Source organism: Lysinibacillus sp. UBA5994 (genome assembly GCF_002429725.1).
GTDB lineage: Bacteria > Bacillota > Bacilli > Bacillales_A > Planococcaceae > Lysinibacillus > Lysinibacillus capsici.
This window is the reverse complement of sequence record NZ_DJAU01000031.1, coordinates 35,216-60,442: the sequence shown is the minus strand read 5'-3', so window position 1 is coordinate 60,442 and position 25,227 is coordinate 35,216. Positions and strand designations below refer to the sequence as shown.

The following is a 25,227-nucleotide window of genomic DNA, read 5'->3' as shown; positions in this document are numbered from 1 at the left end:
GAATAGAGATGAAAATCGGTTGTATTCAATTAAATATTGGCTTTGACAAAGTTGAAGAAAATTTTGAACGTGCCGAGGATAAGATTCGTGAAGCTGCAAAAAATGGGGCAGAAATCATAGTGTTACCTGAAATGTGGAATACAGGCTATGCTTTAGAGAAACTACCTGAGCTAGCAGATATCAATGGTGAGCGGACAAAGGCCTTTTTGGCTAAACTTGCTAAGGAACTTGATGTACATATTGTAGGGGGCTCTGTTTCAACAAAGAAAGGCGATAAATTTTATAATACGATGTATACCTTTGATCGTAATGGAGAACTAGTTGGGGAATATAGCAAGGCACATCTTTTCCGTTTAATGGACGAGCATCTTTACTTGGAAGCAGGGGATGAAATGAATCGTTTTGCTTTAGATGATATTGAAGCTGCTGGTGTCATTTGCTATGATATTCGCTTTCCAGAATGGTTACGTGCACATGCATTACAAGGAGCAAAGGTATTATTTGTACCAGCGCAGTGGCCAACTCCGAGGATTGACCATTGGAAAACGTTGCTACAGGCTCGTGCAATTGAAAATCAATGCTTTGTGATTGCAGTAAATCGTATTTCGAAAAAGGTAGAAAATTTTAATGGGCAGTCTATGATTATTCAGCCTTGGGGAGAAGTATTATGGGTAGGTGCTGAGGACGAGGAAGTAGCAGTGATCGATGTAGACTTTTCTATTGTCGATGAAGTACGTAGAAGAATTCCTGTTTACGATGATCGTAGACCTGGATTGTATCACGATGTAGTTGTGAAAGGGTAATAAAGGGCACGCTTAGGAGGGGAGATAGCCTTTTAAGCGTGCCAACTTTTTTCTAGCTCTTATCCTCGATCAATGAATTGGCTAGTAGCATAAATTCAAGTGTAATGCGGTTATGCCCGTTCATAAAATTTTTACCAAGTAAACTTTCAAGCTTTTTTAAGCGGTGATAGAGTGTTTGACGAACAATAAACAATTGATTCGCTGTTTGCTGTTTAGAGCCATTTGTTTGTAAATACACCTGCAATGTTTCGAGAAGCTTACTATTATATTTTTCATCGTATTCAATAACGGGCTGTAAATAGTCGTAAATCACTTCCTGTAAATCCACCTGCATTTGTAATTTATAGATTAAATGATATAAATGCAGATCATCATAAAAGAACGAGGACGTTTGTACTTTTCGACAAATATATAAGGTTTCTAGTGCAGTTTGATAACTTTTAGGAATTTCATCTACATCACAAACGACCTTCCCAATAGCTATCTGATAACCTTGTGCCTGCTGCTTTTTATAAAATTCAGTTTTGACCAAAGAGGAAAACATGTTGTTTAGCATATCACGAATGGCTTTACTATCTTTTGTATGCAGTAAAATAAAAATAACATAGCTTTTTCTTTCAAATAAAAATGGAATAAAGCCATGTTGCTCAAAGAGATTACGATAATAAAGCTTACTATAGACTACATCCTCCTGTGCCTTTGTCAACGTATTAGGAGAAGCCAAAATAAAGACAGTGCCACTGGATTGTGTATAGTTAGTATAATGTGTAACGATAAATTTATAGATTTCCTCCTTAGATAGTTTTTGATCAATCCAATCAGCTAAAATCGAAGCATCCTCAATATTCTTTTTTTCCTCAATATAGAACTCTCGCATTAAAAGCTGTGCCAACGCTGTTGCCGTGCGATCTAATATTAATAATTCAAATTCGGAGAAAAGCCCATCTTCTCGATAAATTGATAAATCGGCATAATGTTGATCAAATAGAAAAATAGGCTCATGTTTAAATTGCTGAGACGATGTATTCAATGTTAGGAATTGCTGCCGCTTTTTATGAACCATATTCGGGAAAAAGACAGGTTCTCTTCCCTTAATGGAAAACATAATTTGTATTTTCAATTCATTATACATATTTTGTAAAATATCGTCCGTATTTTGTCCCAATACTGCATTTTTGTTCAATGTTTGTGAGTAAGCTTCTAGTGAAGAAATCAATAGATATTGCTGATTGATAATTTGACTATGTAAATCCTGTGTAATACGAACAAAAGGAACTGCTTCATGGAAAACAATAATAGGAAACTGGTGGCGGTTGGCAAGTGTTAAAATCGCTTCAGGAACTGCTTGAATAGAGGTGCCATATTCAATACAAAGGGCAGCACAATTTTTTTGAATGATGGCTTCTATAAAGGATACAAAGTCCTCAATACTATGTTGGAGACTAAGCCCTGTAGTTAATACTAACTCTTCACCAACTAAAAAATTATCAACATGTATGATTTCTAGTACATGTACCCATTTAACGCTCCTTGTTAATCCCTCATGACCTGCAACTACCTCTGCATTTAGAAAATATTTATTCTGTAAAACGTCTAGTACTTTTAGTTGAAATGGGCTCATTTTTGCCCCTCCTTTTGACATACGTGTCTGTGGTTAGAATTCAATAATTTCTGCTTGGTGCTAAAAATTTACTCATAAAATCGTTTAAAAATTATTTTAAGAATATTTAGTCTATTTTACATTATGTATAAAACAAAAGTATAGAATTTTACAGTTTGTCTATTACTTCAACGTTATGAAAGATGTAAGATTTTTGTAAGCGATCAAGCAATCTACTAAAAGGGGTGACAGATATGGGACAACAAACGCATTTACAAAGAGGATTAAAGAAGCGGCATATGACGATGATTGCGATTGCCGGTGTAATCGGTGCTGGACTATTTATGGGGAGTGGCTCGGTCATTAACCTAGCTGGTCCAGGGGCAATTTTATCGTATATATTTGCAGGAATTATCGTTGTATTAGTTATGCGTATGCTAGGTGAGATGGCGGCAGTCAATCCAACGAGTGGATCGTTTGCTCACTATGCACATGAAGCCATTGGTCCGTGGGCAGGTTTTATGATTGGATGGTTGTACTGGTTTTTCTGGGTGATTGCCATTGCTTTAGAGGCAACAGCAGCAGCTGCCATTATTCAATATTGGTACGATGGGATTCCTTTATGGCTTTTAAGTCTGTTATTAACTGTAGCACTTACATTAACAAATGTTCTTTCTGTCAAAGCTTTTGGTGAGTTTGAGTATTGGTTCTCTCTTATTAAGGTTGCAAGTATAGTCGTTTTTCTAGGTCTTGGTGCTTTTATTATCTTTGGTATTGCTCCAAACTTTAATGCTGTTGGTATGACCAATTTAGTTGAACAGGGTGGTTTTTTGCCAAATGGTTTTGGCGCTGTTCTAATGGGTGTCGTTATCGTTATTTTTTCATTTATGGGGACAGAAATCGTTGCGATTGCTGCTGGTGAATCGGATGAACCGTTAGCCGCTGTCACAAAAGCTACCAATTCTATTACTTGGCGTATTTTAATTTTCTATGTAGGCTCTATTGCAGTTGTAGTGACGCTATTGCCTTGGCATTCCTCAGATATTTTAACAAGTCCTTATGTAGCGGTACTTGATTATATTGGTATTCCTGCAGCCGCACAAATTATGAATTTTGTTGTTTTAACTGCTGTATTATCATGCCTAAATTCAGCACTTTATGCTACATCAAGAATGGTATTTTCTTTAGCGGAAAAAGGAGAAGCACCAAAGGCATTTTTAAAATTAAATAAAAATGGTGCACCTGTTAATGCCATACTTGCCGCAACATTTTTCTCATATATTGCGGTCATTATGAACTATGTGTCGCCAGATAAAGTATTTATGTTTTTATTAAGTTCTTGTAGTGCTATTACGTTGATTCTTTATTTAATCATTGCCTTTTCACAGTTAAGAATGCGACGGAAGATTGAGCAAGAAAATCCAGAGCTATTAAAGGTGAAAATGTGGCTATTTCCATATTTAACATATTTAACAATAGTAGCAACAACAGCATTACTCATTGCGATGTTCTTTATAGAGTCTATGCGCTCACAAATTTTATTTACATGCGTTATTGTGGCCATTGTGATGATTTTCTATATGCTGACTCAAAAGAAAAAGGTGATCAAACAAGCCGATGAATCAAGTTCCCTTTTCACAAAAGACAAGTTTGATTTTGAACAATAAGACGAATAAAGGAGTGGTCCATTATGACAGTTCAACAAGAAATGAAAACGCTAACACATTTTATCAAAGGAGAAGAGGTAGTAGGTACAAGTAACAGATTCTCTGAAGTATATAATCCGTCAACAGGTGAGGTTATTGCAAGAGTACCCCTTGCTTCAAGAGCCGAGGTAAAGCATGCTATTCAGTTAGCTAAGGAAGTCTTTCCAGCATGGAAAAAAACATCAATTGGGAAGCGGGTAGAAGTGCTACATCGTTTCCGTCAGCTGTTAGTAGAAAGACAGGAAGAACTTATCAATGTGATTTGCCAAGAAAGTGGAAAAACTAAGGAAGATGCGAAAGGTGAAATTGTTCGTGGTATTGAATCTGTGGATATGGCGATCAGTGCCCCACAAATGCTAAAAGGAGAGTATTCCGTCAATGTAGGTGGAAATATTAATGCTTTTTCTGCCAAATCGCCTCTTGGTGTAGTAGCAACCATTGCACCATTTAATTTCCCTGTTATGGTACCACTGGCTATTACAAGTATGGCTGTTGCGGTAGGAAATGCAGTTATTCTAAAGCCATCTGAACGTGTACCTATTTCAGCATTATATTTGAGCCAATTATGGAAAGAGGCAGGTCTACCAGACGGTATTTGGACAGTGGTTAATGGAGATAAAGAGGCAGTCGATGAACTATTAGAAAATAAAGAGATTCAAGCAATTTCATTTGTTGGCTCAACGCCTGTTGCTGAATATATCTATCAAACTGGGACAAAGCACAATAAACGAGTCGCTGCATTTGGTGGTGGAAAGAACTTTATGATTGTTATGCCTGATGCCAATTTAGAACAGACAGCAAATGCCTTTTTAGGAGCAGCATATGGCGCAGCATCTCAGCGTTGCATGGCTATTTCTGGTGCACTCGTTGTAGGGAAGGATACGGAGCAACGATTTACGGAAATATTGAAAAATAAAATTTCCGAACTAAAGGTAGGGCCTTATACAGAGCAAGACGTCGATTTTGGTCCTGTTATCACTAAACAATTAAAGGAAACGATTATACGTTATATCGATGGGGCAGTCAGTGAAGGAGCGAATCTTGTCATCGACGGAAGAAATCCAAAAGTATGTGAATCGTCAAATGGTTTTTATCTTGGTCCTACATTACTTAATCATGTCACACCAAAAATGACGATCTTCAAAGAGGAGGTCTTTGGTCCAGCACGTATTGTAGTAGGGGTTGATTCACTACAAGAGGCTATTGATTTAATAAATGATCATGAGCTTGGCAATGGTGTCACAATGTTTACAAGCAGTGGTGCGGCAGCGCGTAAATTCCAAGAAGAAATAGAGGTGGGTATGGTAGGAGTAAATGTGCCAATCCCAATCCCAGTTGGCTATCATAACTTTGGTGGGTGGAAACGCTCTAAGTTTGGTGAAGGGCATATGTTTGGTCCAGATCAGGCGAGGTTCTTTACAAAGGCAAAAACGATTTCTGAACGTTGGCCCGATGAGACAGAGGATACAGCAAGCTCCTTTGCGTTCCCAAGTAATAACGATGCGAAAAACTAAAATAATAATGAGGGGTGTTTGGCGATGACGCAGATCAATCTTAAAAGTGATGTATTAGCAAAGGATGAGCAATATGTATGGCATTCGATGAAACCCTATAATCCACAAGCCACGTATGTAGTAGAGAAATCTGATGGTGCAAGAATTACTGATACAGATGGTGTGGAATATATTGATGCGATGGCTGGGCTATGGTGTGTCAATGTTGGCTATGGTCGTAAAGAATTAGCGGATGCAGCCCATGAACAAATGATGAAAAATGCTTATGCACCTTTATCTCAGGGACATTTACCAGCCGTGGAACTAGCCGAAAAACTTAATGAAATGCTTGGTGGAGATTATGTTATTTTCTTCTCTAACAGTGGTTCAGAAGCGAATGAAACAGCTTTTAAAATAGCTCGACAATACCATCAGCAAAAAGGACAAAGCTCGCGCTATAAAATCGTCTCTCGCTACCGTGCTTATCATGGGAACTCCTTCGGTGCATTAGCGGCAACAGGGCAGGCGGAGCGTAAATATAAATATGAGCCTCTATCACCTGGCTTTATCCATGTTGCACCACCTGATCAATATCGTGAGCATGAAAGTGAGACTATTGCACCATTAGATTTAGCGAGTGTAAAGGCCGTAGACAAAACGATGACCTGGGAGCTGGGCGATACAATTGCAGCAATGATCTTAGAGCCTATTATTACAGGTGGTGGTGTCATTATGCCTCCAGAAAACTATTTAAAAGGTATTGAAGAAGTATGCAAAAAACACGGCGCTTTAATGATTGTGGATGAGGTTATTTGTGGCTTTGGTCGAACAGGGAAGCCATTTGGATTTATGAATTATGGTGTAAAGCCTGATATTATTACAATGGCCAAAGGAATTACAAGTGCCTATTTACCATTATCAGCTACAGCGGTAAAGCGTGAAATATATGAGGCGTTTACTGGATCAGATGCATACGGCTATTTCCGCCATGTAAATACATTCGGTGGCTCACCGGTGGCATGTGCAGTCGCATTAAAAAATATTGAGATTCTTGAGCAAGAGGCTTTATTTGACCGTTCCAAGGAAATTGGTGCAGCAACACTAAAAACACTGCAACAAGAATTACAGCATCACCCAAATGTAGGAGATGTACGAGGCAAAGGCTTATTGATTGGAATTGAATTAGTGGTAGATAAAGTTTCGAAAGAACCTTTACCTGTAGAGAAAGTGAATGCTGTCATTGCAGCATGTAAAGGGCAAGGGGTCATCATTGGGAAAAATGGAGCTACTGTAGCAGGGTTTAATAATGTCTTAACGTTATCACCACCACTTAATATTTCACAAGAAGATCTTGACCGCATACTAAATGTGGTTGTGAATAGTATAAATACGCTATAGCAACTATTCATGTAGGTTCTAAAAGCCATGTAATAAGGGCTTTTAGAACTTTTATTATTGGCCTTTGGGGCAACAAAAACTCTAGGGATAATTATTATAGTTCAATAAAAACAATTATAAAATTCTGAAATTTATTAAAAAAATAGTGGAAATAATAGATTTCATAGTTTATAGTTGTTAAAAAATAATTAATTTTCTGATAATAAAAATGTCCTGAGAGGGAATATTTTTTTACTCATTTATTTTCAGCAGTGGAATAAATACACCTTGTATTTTGAACTATACTTTCTGATTAAAAGCAATTGTGATAGTTGAGGGAGCAATTTTTCCTGAATTGAATTGTCTAATCGTAAGAAAATATAGTTTATTTTTTGCCTACTTATTTTCATCAGTGGAGAAAATAAATATTTTTTGGTAATTATATTTCTTAATTTAAGTTTTAAGAAATATTTTTATAGATTTTTACAAAGGGAGTAGATGAGATGAATTATGTTAAAAAATTGGTTTTTGTAATTCTATGTACATTGCTTTTAGCAGCATGCGCAGAGAAAGACAATTCTAACGCATCAAATACTGGGGACAAGTCTACTACAGATTCAGGTACAGCTAGTTCAAAAAATGAACTTGTTATCGCTGTAAATGAAAACTTTATTTCAATGGATCCACATAACACAGGGGATACGAATTCGAGTTCTGTACAGGAGACAATGCTAGAAGGATTGTTAGGCTTTAATGCAGATGGTCAAATTATTAAGGTTCTAGCAGATGACTATTCAATTAGTGAAGACGCGCTAGTCTATACATTCAAACTTAAAGAAGGGGTTACTTTTCATGACGGGGAGCAGTTTAATGCTGAAGCTGTAAAGGTCAACATTGAACGAATCATGAATGATGAAAGCTTACGTTTATATTCTCGTGGTTTTAGCTTAATCAGCGATGTTGAAATCCTAGGCGACTATGAAATTAAAGTTACTTTAAAAGAACCATATGGACCAATGATTACACGTTTCGGAGTTGCCAAAATGATTAGTCCAAAAATGATTAAAGAAAATTCAGCAGACATACCTAAAAAACCTGTTGGTACAGGACCATATAAATTTGTTGAATGGGTACAAGGAGACCATTTAACAATTGAAAACTTTGATGGCTATTGGGATGGTGGAGAACGTGTTGCTAAAATCACCTATAAACCAGTGCCAGAAAACGGCTCGCGCGTAGCGATGCTAAAAGCGGGCGATGCTCAGGTTATCTATCCTGTGCCAGCACAAAATATTGATGAGCTTTCTAATAGTAAAGATGTAGAGGTAAATAAGGTTCCTTCTACAATTGCACATTACGTTTCATTAAATACCTATAAAAAACCTTTGGATGATATTAAAGTTCGACAAGCCTTTAACTACGCCGTGGACAAGGATGCTTATTTAAAAGTGGTGAATGCAGGGCTTGGTTTACCATTAGACTCTATTATTCCTTCCAAAACCGTTTATTATAAGCAGCAAAAAATGTATGAACACAATATTGAAAAGGCAAAAGAATTATTGGCTGAGGCAGGCTATCCAGATGGCTTCGATATTGAAATCTGGGGGAACACAAACTCGGATACGATGAAGGGTATGCAGTTTATTCAACAACAGTTAGGTCAAATCGGTGTAAAAGTAGAAATTAAATCGATGGAAGAAGGAACTTTATCAGACGAAATCTATGGAGCACAAACACCAGATGATGCGAAATTACAAATGTGGTATGTGAGTTGGTCAGCATATGCTTCGGATATAACGAATGCAACAAAGCCTCTTTTCCATAGCGTATCATTCCCACCGAATGGTGCAAATACAGCTTACTATCATAACACGGAGGCAGATCAATTAATGGATGAAGCTAACTCCATTTCAGATGTAGATCGCCAAGCTGAATTATATGAAAAATTACAGGAAATCGTTTATCAAGATACACCTTGGATTTTCTTAGGGGTAGATGAAGTTGTATATGGTGTACGTTCAAATGTGAGCGGTGTGCTAGTAAACCCTACAGGTGGGCTTGATGTGAAGAATGCCAAAGTGGAGTAATGAACAGTAAAAGGAATTGATGCTCGTCAATTCCTTTTCCATAAAAATAGAAAGGAGGAAGGCCACATGTGGAAGTATATAGCAAGAAGAATTGTTGAAATGATACCGATATTAATTGTCATTTCTATATTAACATTCTTATTTATTCATTTCATACCAGGTGACCCTGCAAGATTAGTAGCTGGTAAGGATGCCACGCTAGAAGATGTTGAAAATGTACGCCATGAGTTAGGTTTAGATAAACCCATTCTTAAACAATACATGGATTATATGAAAAATCTTGTGACGGGTGAGCTTGGAACATCTTTAACAACAGGACTACCTGTCATAGATATGTTTAAAACAAGGTTTATGCCTTCTCTTCATCTTACTTTCCTTTCCATGTTTTGGGCTACATTAATGGGTTTGGTGATTGGTGTTCTTTCTGCCATCAATAAAAACAAATGGCCTGATTATTTTGGTATGGTAACGGCTGTTTCTGGCATCTCAATTCCAGGATTTTGGTTGGGCTTATTATTAATTCAATTATTTTCAGTGCAGCTAGGGCTATTTCCGACAGGTGGATTAGATGGCTTTTCTAGTTATATTTTGCCCTCCTTGACTTTAGGGGCTGGCATTATGTCAATGATTGCGCGATTTACTCGTTCTTCCATGCTTGAAACGTTACAAGCAGATTTTATAAGAACAGGGAGAGCAAAAGGATTGAAAGAACACTCCGTTATTGTTACCCATGCTTTAAGAAATTCCTTGATTTCTGTGGTAACAGTAGCAGGTCTGCAATTCGGATTTCTCTTAGGAGGATCGGTGGTAGTGGAGACAGTCTTTAGTTTTCCAGGAATGGGACGACTTTTAATTGATTCGATTGCCTTTCGAGATTATCCCGTCATTCAGTCTGCACTGCTGTTATTTGCATTTGAATTTATTTTAGTCAATTTAATCGTTGATGTGCTTTATACCGTGTTAAATCCAAAAATCCAATTAAATTCTTAAGGGAGGGAACAAAATGACTTCACCAACTACTGTGCAAAATAGCCAAGTGCAAAATACACAAAGAAAATACTCTCCTCTTAAAGAATTTTGGAAGTCTTTTAAAAAACAAAAGGCTGCTTTGGTAGCAAGTATCTTTATAGGATTGTTAATTGTAATCGCTATTATTGGCCCTTATATCGCACCTTACGATCCTTTTGTACCGAATTATAATGCTTTATTAGAGGGACCAAGTGCAAGTCATTTGGCAGGAACGGACGAGTATGGTCGAGATATTTTTAGTCGTTTAATAGTAGGCGCAAAAATATCCTTAATGGTGAGTTTCAGTGCCGTATTTTTAGGCTTAATACTAGGAACTATTTTAGGTTTAATTAGCGGTTACTTCGGTGGGTGGGTTGACAAAATCATCATGCGTAGCTGTGATGTGTTGTTTTCATTCCCTGATTTATTATTAGCGATTGCCATTGTAGCCTTATTGGGCCCTGGTATTAATAATGTCATCATTGCTGTGATGATCTTTAGTGTGCCATCTTTTGCTCGTTTAGTCAGAGGTGCTACATTGAATGCGAAGGAGAATGTCTATGTAGAAGCAGCACAATCTATGGGAGCATCGCATGTTAGAGTGCTGTGGAAACATATTTTCCCTGAAACAATTAGTGAGTTAATCATTTTTGTCACAATGCGTATAGGGACAGCCATTTTAGCAGCTTCTGGTTTAAGTTTTTTAGGCTTAGGTGCAAGCCCTGAAATGCCTGAGTGGGGAGTAATGCTAAGTAGTGGGCGCGACTATTTAGGGACATCTTCGCATGTAGTCATAATGCCAGGTATTGCCATATTTTTAACCGTACTAGCATTTAACTTAATAGGTGATGGATTACGAGATGTGTTAGATCCAAAAATAAAAAATAATTAAGGAGAATGCCTATGCCAGAACATGTATTACGAGTAATTGACTTAGAAACGTCCTTTACGCGTGATAATAAGGAAATCAAAATTTTAAGAGGTGTCAATTTTTCCATCCGTAAAGGAGAGATAGTAGGCTTAGTGGGAGAATCGGGCAGTGGAAAAAGCTTAACATCGTTATCCATCATGCAATTATTTCACGGTACTACAGGCAAAATCGTCAATGGCTCTATACATTTTAATGGACATGACTTGACGAAAATGTCCGAATCAGAAATTCGGAAGATTCGTGGCAAGCAAATGGCCATGATTTTTCAAGAGCCCATGACTTCTTTAAATCCTGTCTTAAAAATAGGCAAGCAGTTAATGGAAGCAATTGAGATGCATTTGAAGCTGCCGAAAAACGAAAGTAAGCATCATGCAATCCAAATGTTAAAAAGCGTGGGCATAGGAAGAGCCGAGGAAATCATTTATGAATATCCACATCAGCTCTCAGGAGGAATGCGCCAACGGGTAATGATTGCAATGGCTATGGCCTGCCACCCTAATTTACTTATTGCTGACGAACCAACCACTGCGCTTGATGTCACGATACAAGCTCAAATTTTAGAGCTAATGAAAAAGCTAAAGGAAGAAAATGAGACAGCTATTTTATTAATTACACATGATTTAGGTGTTGTGGCGGAAATGTGTGATAGGGTAGTGGTCATGTATGCAGGGCAGGTTGTAGAGGAAGCAGATGTCTTTGAATTATTTGCTAGCCCCAAGCATCCCTATACAAAAGGTTTAATTGCATCTGTACCGAAAATTGGTGATAACAAAGAAGTATTAGATTCTATCAATGGTCAAGTACCATCCCCACAAAATATGCCGAATGGTTGTAAATTTGCTCCACGTTGTAATCAAGCGATGTCTATATGCCATCAGGAGAGTCCACCGACAGTAAAAATTTCGGCTACACGCCAATGTAGCTGCTGGCTATATGTGAAAAAGGATGTGGAAGTAAATGCCTAACAGTATATTAAAAGTGGAGAATTTAAAAAAGAGCTTTCAAATAGCCGGAGGGTTATTTCAAAAAAAGCAATATGTTAACGCAGTTATAGATGTCTCCTTTGAAATAGAAGAAGGTACGACATTTAGTTTAGTTGGGGAAAGTGGTTGTGGGAAATCTACTACGGGCAGATTAATTACTAGATTGATAGCACCAACGAATGGAAGTATCGTTGTGGATGGGAAAGAAGTAGCTACTGCAAAGCCATCTGAATTAAGGCACTTAAGGCAAACTGTTCAAATGATTTTTCAAGATCCATATGCCTCATTGAATCCAAGAATGAAGGTCAAGGAGCTTGTTGGAGAGCCTTTAGAAATTCATACAAAACTTTCGAAAGCAGAGCGTGAAAAACTAGTGCTTGAAATGCTGGAAGTCGTTGGATTAAATGCTGAACATGCTGATCGCTATGCACATGAGTTCAGTGGTGGACAAAGACAGCGTTTGGGTATTGCCCGTGCTTTAATAACAAAGCCAAAATTAATTATTGCTGATGAGCCTGTGTCTGCGTTGGATGTATCTATACAGTCACAAATATTGAATCTATTAAAGCAATTGCAGCAAGAATATAAAATATCTTATCTCTTTATTTCTCACGATTTAAGTGTTGTAGAACATATTAGCCATTATATTGGGGTTATGTATTTAGGATCCATTGTAGAAATTGGGCGTAAAGAAACCATATTTAATGAACCAAAGCATCCCTATACACAAGCGCTCATTGCTTCCGTACCGATTGCAGACCCAACATTACGAAAAAAGAAGATCGTTTTAACTGGTGATATTCCAAATCCTAAAAATCCGCCGAGTGGTTGTACCTTCCACACAAGGTGCCCCTTTGCATCAGATATATGTAAGCAAGCTATACCAGAAATGAGGAAAATTAACGAAGAGCAAAGTGTTGCATGTCACTTTGTTAACTAATGGAGAGGATGTTTATAAATGAAAATAGGGTTAAGCACATACAGCATGGTTAAAAAAATGAGACAGGGAGAGATGGATGTTCTAGATGTTTTACAATGGGTAGCAGACAACGGTGGTCAGCATGTAGAATTAGTGCCCTATGAATTTACGGTTGTAGATAACTATGAACTTGCAACTGAAATTAAAGATAAAGCAGCAGAGCTAGGATTAGAGTTATCCGCCTATTCGTTACCAGCTAACTTTATTCATGATACGGAGGAAGCTTTTTTAGAAGAAGTTGAACGTTTAAAGAAACATATTGATGTAGTACATCATATGGGTATTCACATTATGCGCCATGACGTTACTCTCTTTACCTTACCAAAGGAGCAAACATCCATTCATTATTACAACGAGCATTTTGAAGAAATGGTTAGAGGCTGTCAGTTAATTGCAGATTACGCGAAACAATTTAATATTACGACAACGATTGAAAATCATGGCTTTAATGTTCAAACAAGTGATCGTGTACAACAATTAATTCATGCGGTAAACAGAGACAACTTTAAAACAACTTTAGATATCGGTAATTTTTTATGTATTGATGAAGAGCCTCTCATTGGTGTTATGAAAAACATTCCTTATGCTGCTACAGTGCATTTCAAAGATTTTTATATTCGTCCTTATTATGAAAATCCAGGTGAGGGCGAGTGGTTCCGTACAGTTCATAACAACTACATCAGAGGTGCTATTGTCGGGCATGGTGATATAAATATTCGAGAAATTATTAAACTCGTAAAAGGCAGTGGATATGATGGCTATCTTACTATTGAGTTTGAAGGGATGGAAGATTGCCAAGTTGGTTCAAAAATAGGGATGGATAATGTACGTCGTTTATGGAATGAATGCAAGCTCTAAAGGGGGAAAGCACATGGATAAATTAAAAGTTTGTGTCATTGGCACAGGTTCTATTTCAGATTTTCACTTAGGTTCCTATACGAATAATCCATACGTTGAATTATATGGCGTGTATGATGCTTCCATTGAACGAGGCAAAGCAAAAGCAGCCCAATTTGGAGCAACACATGTTTTTTCTTCAAAAGAAGAGCTATTCGCAGATAAAAATGTGGATGCTGTCAGTATTTGTACATGGAATAATACGCATGCAGAATTGGCGATTTTTGCTTTGGAAAATGACTTACATGTTCTAATAGAAAAGCCGCTATCTATGACTTATGCAGAGGCTCTAAATATCCAAAAGGTTGCAGAAAAGCATCAGAAAGTATTTCAAGTGGGCTATGTAAGACGATTTGCAACAAATACCAAAGTACTGAAAAGCTTCATCGACGATAACAAATTGGGCGATATTTATTATGCCAAAGCTTCCTGCCTAAGAAGATTAGGGAATCCAGGAGGCTGGTTTGCCGAAATTGATAAGTCTGGCGGCGGACCTTTAATTGATCTAGGGGTACATGTAATTGATATATGCTGGTACTTAATGGGTAGACCAAAGGTGAAACGTATAACAGGTCATACTTACAATCAATTAGGAAATCGAAATCATATAGAAAATTTATCCTTCTACAAGGCTGCAGACTATGATGCAACGAAAAACACAGTAGAAGACTTAGCAAATGCCCTCATTACATTTGAGAATGGAGCATCGCTAATGGTAGACGTTTCCTATACACTACATGCTTTAAAAGATGAAATAAGTATTAAGCTATATGGCACGAACGGTGGAGCAGAGCTAGAGCCTGAATTAAAAATTGTAAGTGAAGAGCATAATACGATTTTAAATATTCATCCTCAAATTAACGATCTAACTTTTGATTTTGCAACTGCCTTTCAAAATGAAATTAATTCATTTGTTGATTGTTGCCTTCATCATTATGATTCAGTTGCACCTGTGGAGGATGGGGTAGAAATTATGAAAATCTTAGAAGGTATTTATATTTCTGCAACTGAAGGAAAGGAGGTTGTTTATTAAAATGGTGAAATTGGATAATAAAATCGGTGTGATAGTAGACAGCTTTCGTATACCTATTCGTGAAGGTTTGTTAAAGGCGAAAGAAGTTGGGGCACAGGGGGTACAAATGTATGCCGTTTCAGGTGAGCTGGACCCCGATAACCTAAATGCTGAACAAAGAGCAGAATTGAAGGCGTATATTTTAGGGTTAGGTCTAGAAATCTCCGCCTTATGTGGAGATTTAGGAGGACATGGCTTCCAAGATAAAGCAGAAAATGCCAGAAAAATAAAAAAATCAAAAGAAATACTGCAATTAGCCAAGGACCTAGGAACATCCATTGTTACAACCCATATCGGTATTATTCCTGAAGATGAAAATGACCCAATCTATCAAACAATGCTGGAAGCTTGTGAAGAATTAGGACAATATGCTACATCATTAGATGCTTATTTTGCGATTGAAACAGGGCCAGAAACGAGTAAAACATTAAAAGAGTTTTTAGATAAGCTATCAACGAACGGTGTATCGGTTAATTTTGATCCAGCCAATATGGTGATGGTAACAAAAGATGATCCTGTAGCTGGAGTCAAACTATTAAAGAAATATATTGTACATACACATGTAAAGGATGGTATTCAACTGCAGTCAACGAATCCTAAAGATGTGTACGGGTACTTAGGATACGATTCTGGAACATCTCATGATAAAATAGAAGAAATGGTGGAAAATGGAGAGTTTTTCAGAGAACTTCCATTAGGTCATGGAGATGTCAATTTCGAGCTTTATTTTTCAGCTTTACAAGAAATCGGATACAATGGCTATTTAACTATTGAACGAGAAGTGAGATCAAATCCCGAAAAAGACATCAAAGAAGCTGTACAATTCATAGAAAAGTTTAAATAGGGGTTGAATCTAATTTGAAAAAGCAAGATCAAGTACAAATGCGAAGACAAAATAAATATATTGTGCTTGACGCAATAAGGCAGATGGCGCCAATTTCAAGAATTCAATTATCAAAATATACAAAAATGAGCCCTACGACTATTACTCGTATTGTGCAGGAGCTAGAAGCGGAAGGCTTTATTCTTGAAGGGGTATCGGAAGAAACAGCCATTGGTAGACGTCCTACGTTAATTCATATGCGAGAAGATGCTTTATATACGATTGGGATAGAAATTGACTGTTTTACTATTCGAATAGGTATACTAGATTTCTTAGGGAAGCTTATTGCCTTTCAGGAAGTCAAATGTAGCATCAAGCATCAATACGAAGAAGCTATATATCTACTTAAACGATCTATAGAAAATATCATGACAGAATATCAGATTGCTCAGGATAAATTACTAGGCATTGGGATAGGAATTCCAGGAGTAATCAATAACGAGGAAGGAATTATCGTTTCCTCTGAGCAATTGAAGTGGGAAAACTGCCATATAAGAGAAGATTTAAATGGTGTTTTTGGTTGTGAAGTCATCGTAGATAATGAATTAAAAATGCAAATCATTGCTGAAATTGGTGATATCTATACGCCACTGTATTCAAATTGTATTTTAGTCGGAATTGGAACGGGAATAGGAGCATCCATATTATTAAATGGAGAAGTGTATCGTGGCATTCAAAATAAAGCTGGAGAAATAAGTCATATAACGATTAATCCCTTTGGTGAAATGTGTCACTGTGGTAAAAGAGGATGCTTATCGATGTATGTTTCTGAAGTTACGCTGTTAAAAAGAACGCCTAAAAATCTTAATATTCAATCAATAGAAGAGATTTTGCAGTGTGTTGATCAAGGTGAGCAATGGGCGATCGATATTCAACAAGATGTAGCTACTTTTCTAGCTATAGCCATCAATAATCTAGTTTGTTTATACGAACCAGAGGCTGTCATCGTCAGTGGAGAAATTATTGAGCACAATGTGACATTTCAAAAACTACTTAGTGAAAAGTGTAAACAGTATATATGGAAGGAATTACAACCCTACTTTGATTTGCAGTTTTCCAATCAATTAAAAGAAGGGGTTGTTAAAGGAGCGGCATTACAAGCACAAAAGCAGTTGCTGTCTGTTTAAAGAAAGGTTGGTTGATTCGTGGCTTACTCAGAATTTTTAAAGGAGTATCGTTCAGGATTAATGGAAAATGTGCATTATGGACAAATGAGTGCTGTGAATCTAACGAAGGAAGAATTCGTCTCTGTAGGTCAAGACTATGAGCCTGTGTATTTTCGTTCTGCAGCAAAACCATTTCAAGCCATTCCCATTTTTATGTCTGATTTTATAGAAAAATACGGAATTACTTCAAATGAAAGTGCATTATTTCTGGCTTCACAAAGAGGCGAAATTTATCATCAAGAGGCATTAATCTCTTTGCTGGAAAAACTCCCTATTAATGAAAATGATTTAATTTGTGCAGCATCCTATCCATTAAATGAGGAACCTAAAACACAGTATATTCAACAGGGATTTGAAAAGAGGAAACTCTTTCATAATTGCGCGGGCAAGCATTTAGGATTTTTAACTGCATGTTTAGCAAATGGCTATGATGTCAAGCAATATTGTCATCCAGAACATCCACTGCAACAGATGATAAAAAAATATATTGCTTATTTAAGTGAATATGAAATAGAGAGAATTCGTACAGGGATTGATGGCTGTGGTGCGCCTGTCTTTGCGATTCCGCTAAAAAACATGGCCATTGCCTATTTAAAGTTAGCACGACCAGAATTGATTGATGATGAACTAATTCGTGAAGCAGTAATAAAACTTACAGCAGTAATGAATCAAGAGAGTCATATCATTGCAGCGCAAAACTTTATTTGTACAGCATTATTAAAGGACCCTAATATTGTGGCGAAGGGCGGAGCACAGGGTGTATACTGTTTTGCTCTAAGAAATGAAGGAGTAAGTTTTGCCTTGAAAATTATGAATGGCTCCGAAAGTCCGTGGCCCAATGTAATTGCTTCTGTATTGGAACAAATGCAGTATACAAATCAAGAAACAATTGAGCGTATTAAAGCATTGTCTCCTGCATTTGTGCGTAATGATGCAGGGGTAGAGGTAGGAGAAATTGTATCTACAATTAAAATTGTATAGAGGTGAAGGCACTTGCATGTTTTGGCAATAGATGGCGGTGGGACGAAAACGATTGCAACAATCTCAACATGTCATGGGCAAATTATGGCGCTAGCAGAAACAGGCAAAAGTAATCCCACATCCATGAGCTTCGAGCATTTTACAGAGACGATAACAGAATTAATAAATAATTTAAAAAGACAACAGCCTCACGAATTTCAACACATTACAAAGTGCCATGCTGGCCTGTCTGGTGTAACAGAAAATAATAATGAGAAAATTACCTATGCATTATTAACCTCGCTTTTACCGAAAGACTGTCAACTATCACTATCGAATGATGGAATGAACGCGCTGTATGCGGGAACCTTGGGGCAGCCAGGCATTGTTCAAATTTCTGGTACGGGTGCGATTACACTTAGTATAGATGCATCTGGAAGAATTGAGCGTACAGCAGGATGGGGTTATATTTTTGATGATGAGGGCAGTGGCTATGATATTGGCATTCGCACATTAAAAGCGGTATTTAAAGCATTCGACAAAAGAGGTCCTGAAACGCTTCTAACAGCAGCAGTATTAGAATATTTTCGATTACAATCCGTTCCGCAGATAATTGAAGTGGTATATGGCGAAGGACATCCGCGGGATACCATATCACCTTTAAGTAAGGTTGCAATTGAATGCGCTAAATGTGGTGATGGAGAAGCCAATACAATTATTGATCAAGTGTGCCATGTTTTTTATCAAAGTATAAACGCTTGTTACAAAAAAAACCCGTTTGCACATAAGCAAGTCAAAGTAGTGCTAGCTGGTGGCGTTTTTAATGAATTGGAGCTATTTACTAAAAAATTAATCGCTATTGATAAAAAGAATAGTAATCAATATGACTTCGTGGGTGCTTATAGCTTACCGGTAGGTGGTGCCGCTTTAGCTGCTTTAAGATTACCATATAATGAGGCAAAGCTATTTATCGATCAATATAATGCAAGTATGAATAAGTTTTTAACGAATTAATCCCCCCTTAACTTAGCAAGTAGAGAATAGCATATACATGTCTCTACTTGCATTTTGTCAGTCTCCTACTTTAAACATATACCCCTTATATGAATGATGAATGATCATGACGATTCCGATAAGCATAAAATTGGATAATAACGAACTTCCACCATAGCTTAAAAAGGGTAGGGTGACACCTGTGACAGGTAAAAGCCCAATGGTCATGCCGATATTTTGAGTAATTTGAAAGGCTAGTAAGCTTGAAATACCTGCCCCCATTAAAGTCATAAAGGGGTCTCGCGCTACTACCGTAATAACGACAATACGATAGATAACAAAAAAAAGTAGCGCGATTACAAATGCTCCTCCAATAAAACCTAGCTCTTCTGCAATAGCAGAGAATATAAAATCGGTATGTTTTTCTGGTACATAGACATTGTTATGTAGATAGCCCTTGCCCACAAATTCTCCTGACCCGATAGCCATAAAGCCTTGGCGTACTTGAAAAGAAGAATCTGTATATTCATAAGGCTGAAGCCATCCATAAATTCTAGAAATCTGATGTCCTGATAGAGCACCTAAAACCTTCTCTGTAAAAAATTCATTAAATCTGACATAGAGCACTACCAGCGTACTGATGATAACTAGAGGAACAGCCGTAAATACGACAAGAAGCTTTCTATGAATACCTGAAAAGAAAATCATCGGTAAAATCATTGCCATATACAACATGACCATACCTGTATCGGGTTGTCTATAAACGAGTAGCGTAGGAGGAAGGACAATTAGCCCGATTTTTATAAGTAACCAAAAATCTGCTAGATAGGAGGGGCGGACATTTTTCTCTTGATGAGCAATAATGACCTTACTCACAACTATTAAAAAAGCGAACTTTAAAAATTCCGAGGGTTGGAGAGAACCTAAAAACGGGATTTGATACCATGATTTTGCCTGATTGATCGTTCGAGCAATGCTTTCAGGAGCAACAATAAGACCAGCCGTTAAAGCAACTATTAGGAAGTAAAATGGCCATCCAATCTTCTTCAACTGCTCAATATCAAGCAAGGATATTCCAAGCATGATGGTTAATCCGATGACATAAAATAAAAACTGTTTGATAATAAAGGAGCTTGAATACTGTTCAAAATTTACACTACTAGAATGGACAAAAAGGCAACTAATAGCGCCGAGTAAAAGAAGACTTATTACTAAACTCCAATCTAACTTCTTGAATTGCGTCAAATGTAACACCTCCATTCTCTAGTATGAACGCTTACAATGTATGGAAGGTTGCGAATGTTTTTCTAAAAATAGTATGAATAAGTAGCAATAATCTGGCTAATTTAGCGAGTTAAATTACCTAAATAAAACTAAATGATGGGTATAAATTCTTAATATTTCGATTAAAATTTACAAAAATATAACACTGGCTTTATATCTCTATACTATCATTATTGGTAAGAGTTGGAGGAGGAGCCAAGGATCATGCATTTTTTCCGTTTCATTAAGGTGAAGGACAAGTTACTTGTACTCATGATTGTTTGTGTATTATCGAATGTATTGCTAGGTGTATTCAGTGTAGATTATTTAAGGAAAATGTCGTGGCATGCAAGTGAGAGTTACACACAGGGACTGGTCCCAATTGGATGGCTAAATGAGCTAGAAGAATCACAGCGTCGATTAGATTTTATAGTAGATTCGAAGGGTGACGATAAAGAAATGACAGCCATTTTACAAAACATGGCGCAGCCTTTAGATCATCTAGATAGCCAAGAAATTGACAAGAAGATGAGTCATCAAATTAAGAAGTATAAGTCATTGCTTAAGAAGCAGGAAGAAGCCATTGAGAACTTTAAGCAATTGAACCATGGTGAGCTAGATCAGTTTTATGTGCAAACATTTTTACCAATTAGTCAGGAGAGTCATGCATTATTAGAAGACACGCAAAATTATTTGGTTCAACGAGCAAAAGACCAACAGCAGGCTTATCAAAAAGATGTACAATTTGGCTACTGGTTACTAGGTGGCGTATGCTTAGCGGTTGTCTTGCTTGTTATCCTTATCGGCTTTATTGCAACGAAGGCAGTCAATGTGCCAACCCGTCAACTAAAGTCATTATTAAAACGAGCAGAACAAGGTGATTTCACTGCCAGTGCAAGTTATGTAGCTCATGATGAGCTTGGTGAAGTAGTTCTGTCATACAATCAAATGGTAACAGAGGTGAAACGACTACTCCATACTGTCACAGACAGTGCTTATGAAGTAGAAGAAATGACAGGGAAATTGCAGAAATCCTCTGAGCAATCATCAACAACGACATTAAAAATAGCGAAGGATGTACAATCTATTTCAGAGTCAACGTCTGCTTCTTCTAGTAAATTAGCTTCGAATACTGCTTCCTTAGAGGAGGTTTTAAATGATGTACAGGTTATTTTAGAAAAGGTTCAGGTTGTAGAAAGTTTTGCACAAAAAACGGCCAGAGATGCAGAAAGCGGAACTGAAATTGTACAGGCTAATTTAACACAAATGCAAGCTATTAAGCAGGCGGTTGAAAAATCTAATACAGCTATCTTTAATTTAGTAGAGCGGGCTGCATCGATTGATCAAATGATTGAGGTAATAGAAAGAATAACAGCGCAAACTAATTTACTGGCTTTAAACGCTTCAATTGAAGCCGCTAGAGCAGGAGAGCATGGTAAAGGCTTTGCAGTAGTGGCTAATGAGGTTCGTAAGCTTGCAGAGCAAACTGTTCAATCGACACAAACGATTACATCCATTGTACAGAACATCCATTTAGATTCGAGTTATGCGGTACAAATGATGGAAGGGGTTTTAGTAGCGACTGAAAAAGGTGTAGCTGTTACAGGACAAACTGCGTCAAGTTTTGATCAAATTTTAGAAAAAGTACATACTATTAAGCCATATATTATGGAAGTATCTACTACGGTTCAAGAGATTGCCAATCACACGAAGAAGGTAAGTGAAGATGCGGGTATGCTGACAGCCTTATCCGATACGAATGCCGTGTCTACTAAGCATGTTGCTACGTTAACAGCTGATCAATTAACAGCTCAGCAACAGTTCCATAATTATATTAAGGAATTGCGCAAAGTATCAAAAGTTTTGCAAATAGCTGTCAAACGTTTTTCGATATAATTTAATATTAAAGAATAATATTCAAAAAGGGTCTTATTTGCAAAAATAGCAAAGAAGATTCTTTTTTTTGCATGGTTACAAAACTAGCTTATGAAAGTGTAAATAATTTGTGTTTTTGAGATGTACAAATGTGTTTTGTATATTTTTGTAGCACAATATTTTTCATGTTCTCATATACTGTGAATAAGGGATTGTATGTTCTTTGTATGGAATATTATTAATATAATTGTTGTATTTTCAAAACGAACACATTATAATGAATTTCATTGAAAGTGTTATTAAATCAATGTTTATTAATGTATTTTTGTACTTTCAGAAAGTACAATTGTTCACATGTGGAGGTTTTGGGAAATGAAAAAGATTATTGTTACTGGAGCACTTGGTCAAATTGGTTCTGAGCTAGTAGAAAAACTTCGTGGTATTTATGGAGAGGACAATATACTTGCTACAGACATTAGAAAGCTTGAACATACTAAGGGCCCATTTGAAATATTGGACGTGACAGATGGACAAAGAATGCATGATTTAGCAAAGGACTTCGGTGCAGATACGATGATGCATTTAGCAGCATTATTATCAGCTACAGCAGAGAGAAATCCATTGTTAGCTTGGAATTTAAATATGGGTGGATTAATGAATGCGTTAGAAGTTTCACGTGAGTTAAATATGCAATTTTTCACGCCAAGCTCGATTGGTGCGTTTGGTCCGTCTACACCAAAGGAAGATACACCACAGGATACTTTGCAAAGACCAACAACTATGTATGGGGTAAATAAGGTAGCGGGTGAGTTATTATGCGATTATTACTTCAATCGTTTTGGTGTTGATACACGTGGAGTACGCTTCCCAGGGCTAATTTCTTATGTAACACCTCCTGGTGGTGGTACAACAGATTATGCAGTAGAAATTTTTTATGAAGCCATCGAACAAGGCAAATATACATCGTATATTCAGGAAGGTACATTTATGGATATGATGTACATGCCAGATGCCTTACAAGCTATTGTAGATTTAATGGAAGCAGACGGTAGTAAACTTGTTCATCGCAATGCTTTTAATATTACAGCCATGAGCTTCGAACCTTCGCAAATCGCGGCTGAAATCAAGAAACACTTACCAAATTTCACAATGAGCTATCAGGTAGATCCTGTTCGTCAAGCCATTGCAGATAGCTGGCCAAACTCTTTAAATATTGAAGCGGCTCAAAAAGAATGGGGCTTCAAAGCAGAATATGATTTAGCTAAAATGACGGTAGATATGTTAGAAAAATTGAAAATTAAACTGCATAAAAAAGCAATTTCATAATAGGTAGGCAACGGGTGAAGACTAGACTTCATCCGTTTTTTTATATATAAAAGAAAATTATTGGAATATATAGATTAAATTATGAAATTAAAATATAATAATATTCGGAATATTAATAGTATTCAGTTAAATTAATGCTATGATAATTTCACAAGGGGAAATTCACAAATGAAGGGATGATGGGTTTTATGATGCAAGCACCATTAGTTTTAACTAGTTTTTTTAAACGAGCAGAGAGCTATTTTGCAAGAAAATCAATTATTTCACGGACAAGCCCACACAAAATACATCGTTTAACATATGGGCAGTGGGCAAAAAGAACGCGTCGTTTAGCAGATGCCCTTACGAAGCTTGGGATGACAAGAGGAACAAAAGTCGGCTCCTTTGCGTGGAATCAGCATCGACATTTAGAAGCTTATTTTGCTGTGCCTTGCTCAGGGGCAATCTTACACATGGTAAATATTCGTTTATCAGAAGAGCATTTGATCTATATTATTAATCATGCAGAAGATGAGATTTTAATGGTCGATGTAGATTTATTACCGATCATTGAAAATATTGCGCCAAAACTTGAGACAGTGAAACACTATATCATTATGACGGATGAACCAGCTTTGCCAAAGACTACATTACAAAATGTTTTATCCTATGAGGACATATTAGCTACTGCTGATGAAGAATTTCAATTTCCAGAGGATATTGATGAAGAAGCACCTGCCGGTATGTGCTATACAAGCGCCACAACAGGGAATCCAAAGGGGGTTGTCTATTCCCATCGGGGTTTAGTACTACACAGTATCATGCTGAGTATGTCTGACTCTATGGGAATTGCGGAAAGAGATGTCGTGATGCCGATTGTACCCATGTTTCATGCAAATGCATGGGGCTTGCCTTTTGCTAGTGTCAATGTGGGTGCTACACAAGTTCTACCAGGTCCGCAATTCACTTCAGCATTAATAATGGATTTAATCGAACAAGAAAAGGTTACATTAACTGCTGGTGTTCCAACCATTTGGATAGGTGCCTTACAGGAGCAGGAAAAGAAAGAACGAGATATTAGTTCTTTAAGAGCGATATGCTGTGGTGGATCGGCTTCACCAACTCGACTCATTCGGACATTTGAAGAAAAATATGGTATTCCTTATATTGTTGTCTATGGCATGACGGAAACTACACCAATCGTGGCATTGTCTAATTATATGTCATGGATGGAAGATTGGCCGATTGAAAAACGTATTGAAGCTCGAGCGATGCAAGGGATGACAATGGCAGGTATCGAATCTAGTATTATTAATGAGGCGGGTGAGGTACCTTGGGATGGCGAAACAATGGGGGAATTACGTTTAAAAGGCCCATGGATTTCCAACGAATACTATCGTGATGAGCGAACAGCAGATGCCTATCGAGATGGTTGGTTATATACTGGTGATATTGCTGTACGAACAGCAGATGGCTTTATTAAAATTACGGACCGTACGAAGGATCTTATTAAATCAGGTGGGGAATGGATTTCCTCTGTTGATTTGGAAAATGCGCTGATGACTCATGATGCCGTTTTAGAAGCGGCTGTCATTGCCATGCCCCATGCTAAATGGCAGGAGCGTCCATTAGCTTGTGTTGTATTGAAAGAGGGACAATCAGTAACTGAACCAGAGCTTCTTGCTTTTTTAGAAAATCAATTTGCCAAATGGTGGGTACCAGATGCAGTTGTCTTTCTAGAAGAAATTCCAAAGACATCTGTCGGAAAATTCCTGAAAGCGAAGCTGCGAGATAATGTAGCAGAAATTTCTCCTAAATCATTGGTATAGGTAAAAGAGCGATTTCC

20 protein-coding genes are annotated in these 25,227 nt (G+C 37.2%); 18 read left to right on the top strand and 2 right to left on the bottom strand.

All coding sequences use genetic code 11. The annotated features are described in order from the left end of the window. Positions 1 to 8: 8 nt before the first annotated feature. Positions 9 to 803 carry a carbon-nitrogen family hydrolase gene (locus B3D98_RS11045; RefSeq protein WP_288582991.1) on the top strand — a complete coding sequence of 265 codons (795 nt, stop codon included), beginning with the start codon at positions 9 to 11 and terminating at the stop codon, positions 801 to 803. Positions 804 to 855: 52 nt separating this feature from the next. On the opposite strand, the gene B3D98_RS11040 is transcribed toward B3D98_RS11045, so the two are convergent. Next, entirely contained in the window at positions 856 to 2,424 is a 1,569-nt protein-coding gene (locus B3D98_RS11040; protein WP_288582989.1) for a PucR family transcriptional regulator, read from the bottom strand. 233 nt (positions 2,425 to 2,657) lie between these two features. On the opposite strand from B3D98_RS11040, the gene B3D98_RS11035 reads away from it, so the two are divergent. From B3D98_RS11035 to B3D98_RS10970, 14 genes are all read left to right on the top strand, one after another. After that, positions 2,658 to 4,070, top strand: coding sequence for an amino acid permease (locus tag B3D98_RS11035; RefSeq protein WP_048393384.1), 1,413 nt, complete (start codon positions 2,658 to 2,660; stop codon positions 4,068 to 4,070). A gap of 23 nt (positions 4,071 to 4,093) precedes the next feature. Continuing rightward, positions 4,094 to 5,623, top strand: a complete 1,530-nt coding sequence (locus B3D98_RS11030) for a CoA-acylating methylmalonate-semialdehyde dehydrogenase (protein ID WP_288582987.1) — start codon at positions 4,094 to 4,096, stop codon at positions 5,621 to 5,623. 24 nt (positions 5,624 to 5,647) lie between these two features. Further along, positions 5,648 to 7,000, top strand: coding sequence for an aspartate aminotransferase family protein (locus tag B3D98_RS11025; protein ID WP_288582985.1), 1,353 nt, complete (start codon positions 5,648 to 5,650; stop codon positions 6,998 to 7,000). Positions 7,001 to 7,482: 482 nt separating this feature from the next. Beyond that, the gene (locus B3D98_RS11020) at positions 7,483 to 9,066 is read left to right on the top strand and encodes a glutathione ABC transporter substrate-binding protein (RefSeq protein ID WP_103117391.1); all 1,584 of its coding nucleotides are present in this window, start codon (positions 7,483 to 7,485) and stop codon (positions 9,064 to 9,066) included. Between the two features lie 66 nt (positions 9,067 to 9,132). Next, positions 9,133 to 10,056, top strand: coding sequence for a nickel ABC transporter permease (gene nikB, locus B3D98_RS11015; RefSeq protein ID WP_288582982.1), 924 nt, complete (start codon positions 9,133 to 9,135; stop codon positions 10,054 to 10,056). 13 nt (positions 10,057 to 10,069) lie between these two features. Beyond that, positions 10,070 to 10,966, top strand: coding sequence for an ABC transporter permease (locus B3D98_RS11010; protein WP_288582981.1), 897 nt, complete (start codon positions 10,070 to 10,072; stop codon positions 10,964 to 10,966). 11 nt (positions 10,967 to 10,977) lie between these two features. After that, a complete protein-coding gene (locus B3D98_RS11005) occupies positions 10,978 to 11,970 on the top strand; it encodes an ABC transporter ATP-binding protein (RefSeq protein ID WP_054549115.1) in 993 nt (330 codons plus the stop codon). Continuing rightward, complete coding sequence (locus tag B3D98_RS11000; protein WP_054549116.1) at positions 11,963 to 12,928, top strand: ABC transporter ATP-binding protein; 966 nt, start codon at positions 11,963 to 11,965, stop codon at positions 12,926 to 12,928. Before B3D98_RS11005 ends, B3D98_RS11000 begins: the two co-directional genes overlap by 8 nt. 18 nt (positions 12,929 to 12,946) lie before the next feature. After that, the gene (locus B3D98_RS10995) at positions 12,947 to 13,825 is read left to right on the top strand and encodes a sugar phosphate isomerase/epimerase family protein (protein WP_048393402.1); all 879 of its coding nucleotides are present in this window, start codon (positions 12,947 to 12,949) and stop codon (positions 13,823 to 13,825) included. A gap of 13 nt (positions 13,826 to 13,838) precedes the next feature. Further along, complete coding sequence (locus tag B3D98_RS10990; RefSeq protein WP_048393404.1) at positions 13,839 to 14,897, top strand: Gfo/Idh/MocA family protein; 1,059 nt, start codon at positions 13,839 to 13,841, stop codon at positions 14,895 to 14,897. A gap of 1 nt (position 14,898) precedes the next feature. Continuing rightward, positions 14,899 to 15,780 carry a sugar phosphate isomerase/epimerase family protein gene (locus B3D98_RS10985; protein ID WP_048393406.1) on the top strand — a complete coding sequence of 294 codons (882 nt, stop codon included), beginning with the start codon at positions 14,899 to 14,901 and terminating at the stop codon, positions 15,778 to 15,780. Between the two features lie 14 nt (positions 15,781 to 15,794). Beyond that, positions 15,795 to 16,946, top strand: coding sequence for an ROK family transcriptional regulator (locus B3D98_RS10980; RefSeq protein WP_048393408.1), 1,152 nt, complete (start codon positions 15,795 to 15,797; stop codon positions 16,944 to 16,946). Between the two features lie 18 nt (positions 16,947 to 16,964). Then, a complete protein-coding gene (locus B3D98_RS10975) occupies positions 16,965 to 17,966 on the top strand; it encodes an asparaginase (protein WP_288582975.1) in 1,002 nt (333 codons plus the stop codon). Between the two features lie 12 nt (positions 17,967 to 17,978). Next, positions 17,979 to 18,959 carry an N-acetylglucosamine kinase gene (locus B3D98_RS10970; RefSeq protein WP_288582973.1) on the top strand — a complete coding sequence of 327 codons (981 nt, stop codon included), beginning with the start codon at positions 17,979 to 17,981 and terminating at the stop codon, positions 18,957 to 18,959. Positions 18,960 to 19,016: 57 nt separating this feature from the next. Here the strand turns inward: B3D98_RS10970 and B3D98_RS10965 are convergent, their stop codons facing one another. Beyond that, positions 19,017 to 20,192: an FtsW/RodA/SpoVE family cell cycle protein gene (locus B3D98_RS10965; protein ID WP_281216983.1), complete on the bottom strand. Its 1,176-nt coding sequence runs from the start codon at positions 20,190 to 20,192 to the stop codon at positions 19,017 to 19,019. A gap of 234 nt (positions 20,193 to 20,426) precedes the next feature. Between B3D98_RS10965 and B3D98_RS10960 the strand changes: the two genes are divergently transcribed. The 3 genes from B3D98_RS10960 to B3D98_RS10950 all read left to right on the top strand — a co-directional run bounded on the left by B3D98_RS10960 (position 20,427) and on the right by B3D98_RS10950 (position 25,210). After that, on the top strand, positions 20,427 to 22,097 hold the full coding sequence (locus B3D98_RS10960; protein ID WP_054549121.1) for a methyl-accepting chemotaxis protein: 1,671 nt from the start codon (positions 20,427 to 20,429) through the stop codon (positions 22,095 to 22,097). A gap of 351 nt (positions 22,098 to 22,448) precedes the next feature. Further along, entirely contained in the window at positions 22,449 to 23,402 is a 954-nt protein-coding gene (locus B3D98_RS10955; protein WP_004225462.1) for an L-threonine 3-dehydrogenase, read from the top strand. Between the two features lie 188 nt (positions 23,403 to 23,590). Further along, positions 23,591 to 25,210 carry a long-chain fatty acid--CoA ligase gene (locus tag B3D98_RS10950; protein WP_054549133.1) on the top strand — a complete coding sequence of 540 codons (1,620 nt, stop codon included), beginning with the start codon at positions 23,591 to 23,593 and terminating at the stop codon, positions 25,208 to 25,210. Positions 25,211 to 25,227: the final 17 nt, after the last annotated feature.

Bases quoted from the DNA above. Each gene is read 5' to 3' on its own strand.
- B3D98_RS11045 (WP_288582991.1), top strand. From the start codon at position 9: ATGAAAATCGGTTGTATTCAATTAAATATTGGCTTTGACAAAGTTGAA.
- B3D98_RS11040 (WP_288582989.1), bottom strand. From the start codon at position 2,424: ATGAGCCCATTTCAACTAAAAGTACTAGACGTTTTACAGAATAAATAT.
- B3D98_RS11035 (WP_048393384.1), top strand. From the start codon at position 2,658: ATGGGACAACAAACGCATTTACAAAGAGGATTAAAGAAGCGGCATATG.
- B3D98_RS11030 (WP_288582987.1), top strand. From the start codon at position 4,094: ATGACAGTTCAACAAGAAATGAAAACGCTAACACATTTTATCAAAGGA.
- B3D98_RS11025 (WP_288582985.1), top strand. From the start codon at position 5,648: ATGACGCAGATCAATCTTAAAAGTGATGTATTAGCAAAGGATGAGCAA.
- B3D98_RS11020 (WP_103117391.1), top strand. From the start codon at position 7,483: ATGAATTATGTTAAAAAATTGGTTTTTGTAATTCTATGTACATTGCTT.
- nikB (WP_288582982.1), top strand. From the start codon at position 9,133: ATGTGGAAGTATATAGCAAGAAGAATTGTTGAAATGATACCGATATTA.
- B3D98_RS11010 (WP_288582981.1), top strand. From the start codon at position 10,070: ATGACTTCACCAACTACTGTGCAAAATAGCCAAGTGCAAAATACACAA.
- B3D98_RS11005 (WP_054549115.1), top strand. From the start codon at position 10,978: ATGCCAGAACATGTATTACGAGTAATTGACTTAGAAACGTCCTTTACG.
- B3D98_RS11000 (WP_054549116.1), top strand. From the start codon at position 11,963: ATGCCTAACAGTATATTAAAAGTGGAGAATTTAAAAAAGAGCTTTCAA.
- B3D98_RS10995 (WP_048393402.1), top strand. From the start codon at position 12,947: ATGAAAATAGGGTTAAGCACATACAGCATGGTTAAAAAAATGAGACAG.
- B3D98_RS10990 (WP_048393404.1), top strand. From the start codon at position 13,839: ATGGATAAATTAAAAGTTTGTGTCATTGGCACAGGTTCTATTTCAGAT.
- B3D98_RS10985 (WP_048393406.1), top strand. From the start codon at position 14,899: ATGGTGAAATTGGATAATAAAATCGGTGTGATAGTAGACAGCTTTCGT.
- B3D98_RS10960 (WP_054549121.1), top strand. From the start codon at position 20,427: ATGCATTTTTTCCGTTTCATTAAGGTGAAGGACAAGTTACTTGTACTC.
- B3D98_RS10955 (WP_004225462.1), top strand. From the start codon at position 22,449: ATGAAAAAGATTATTGTTACTGGAGCACTTGGTCAAATTGGTTCTGAG.
- B3D98_RS10950 (WP_054549133.1), top strand. From the start codon at position 23,591: ATGATGCAAGCACCATTAGTTTTAACTAGTTTTTTTAAACGAGCAGAG.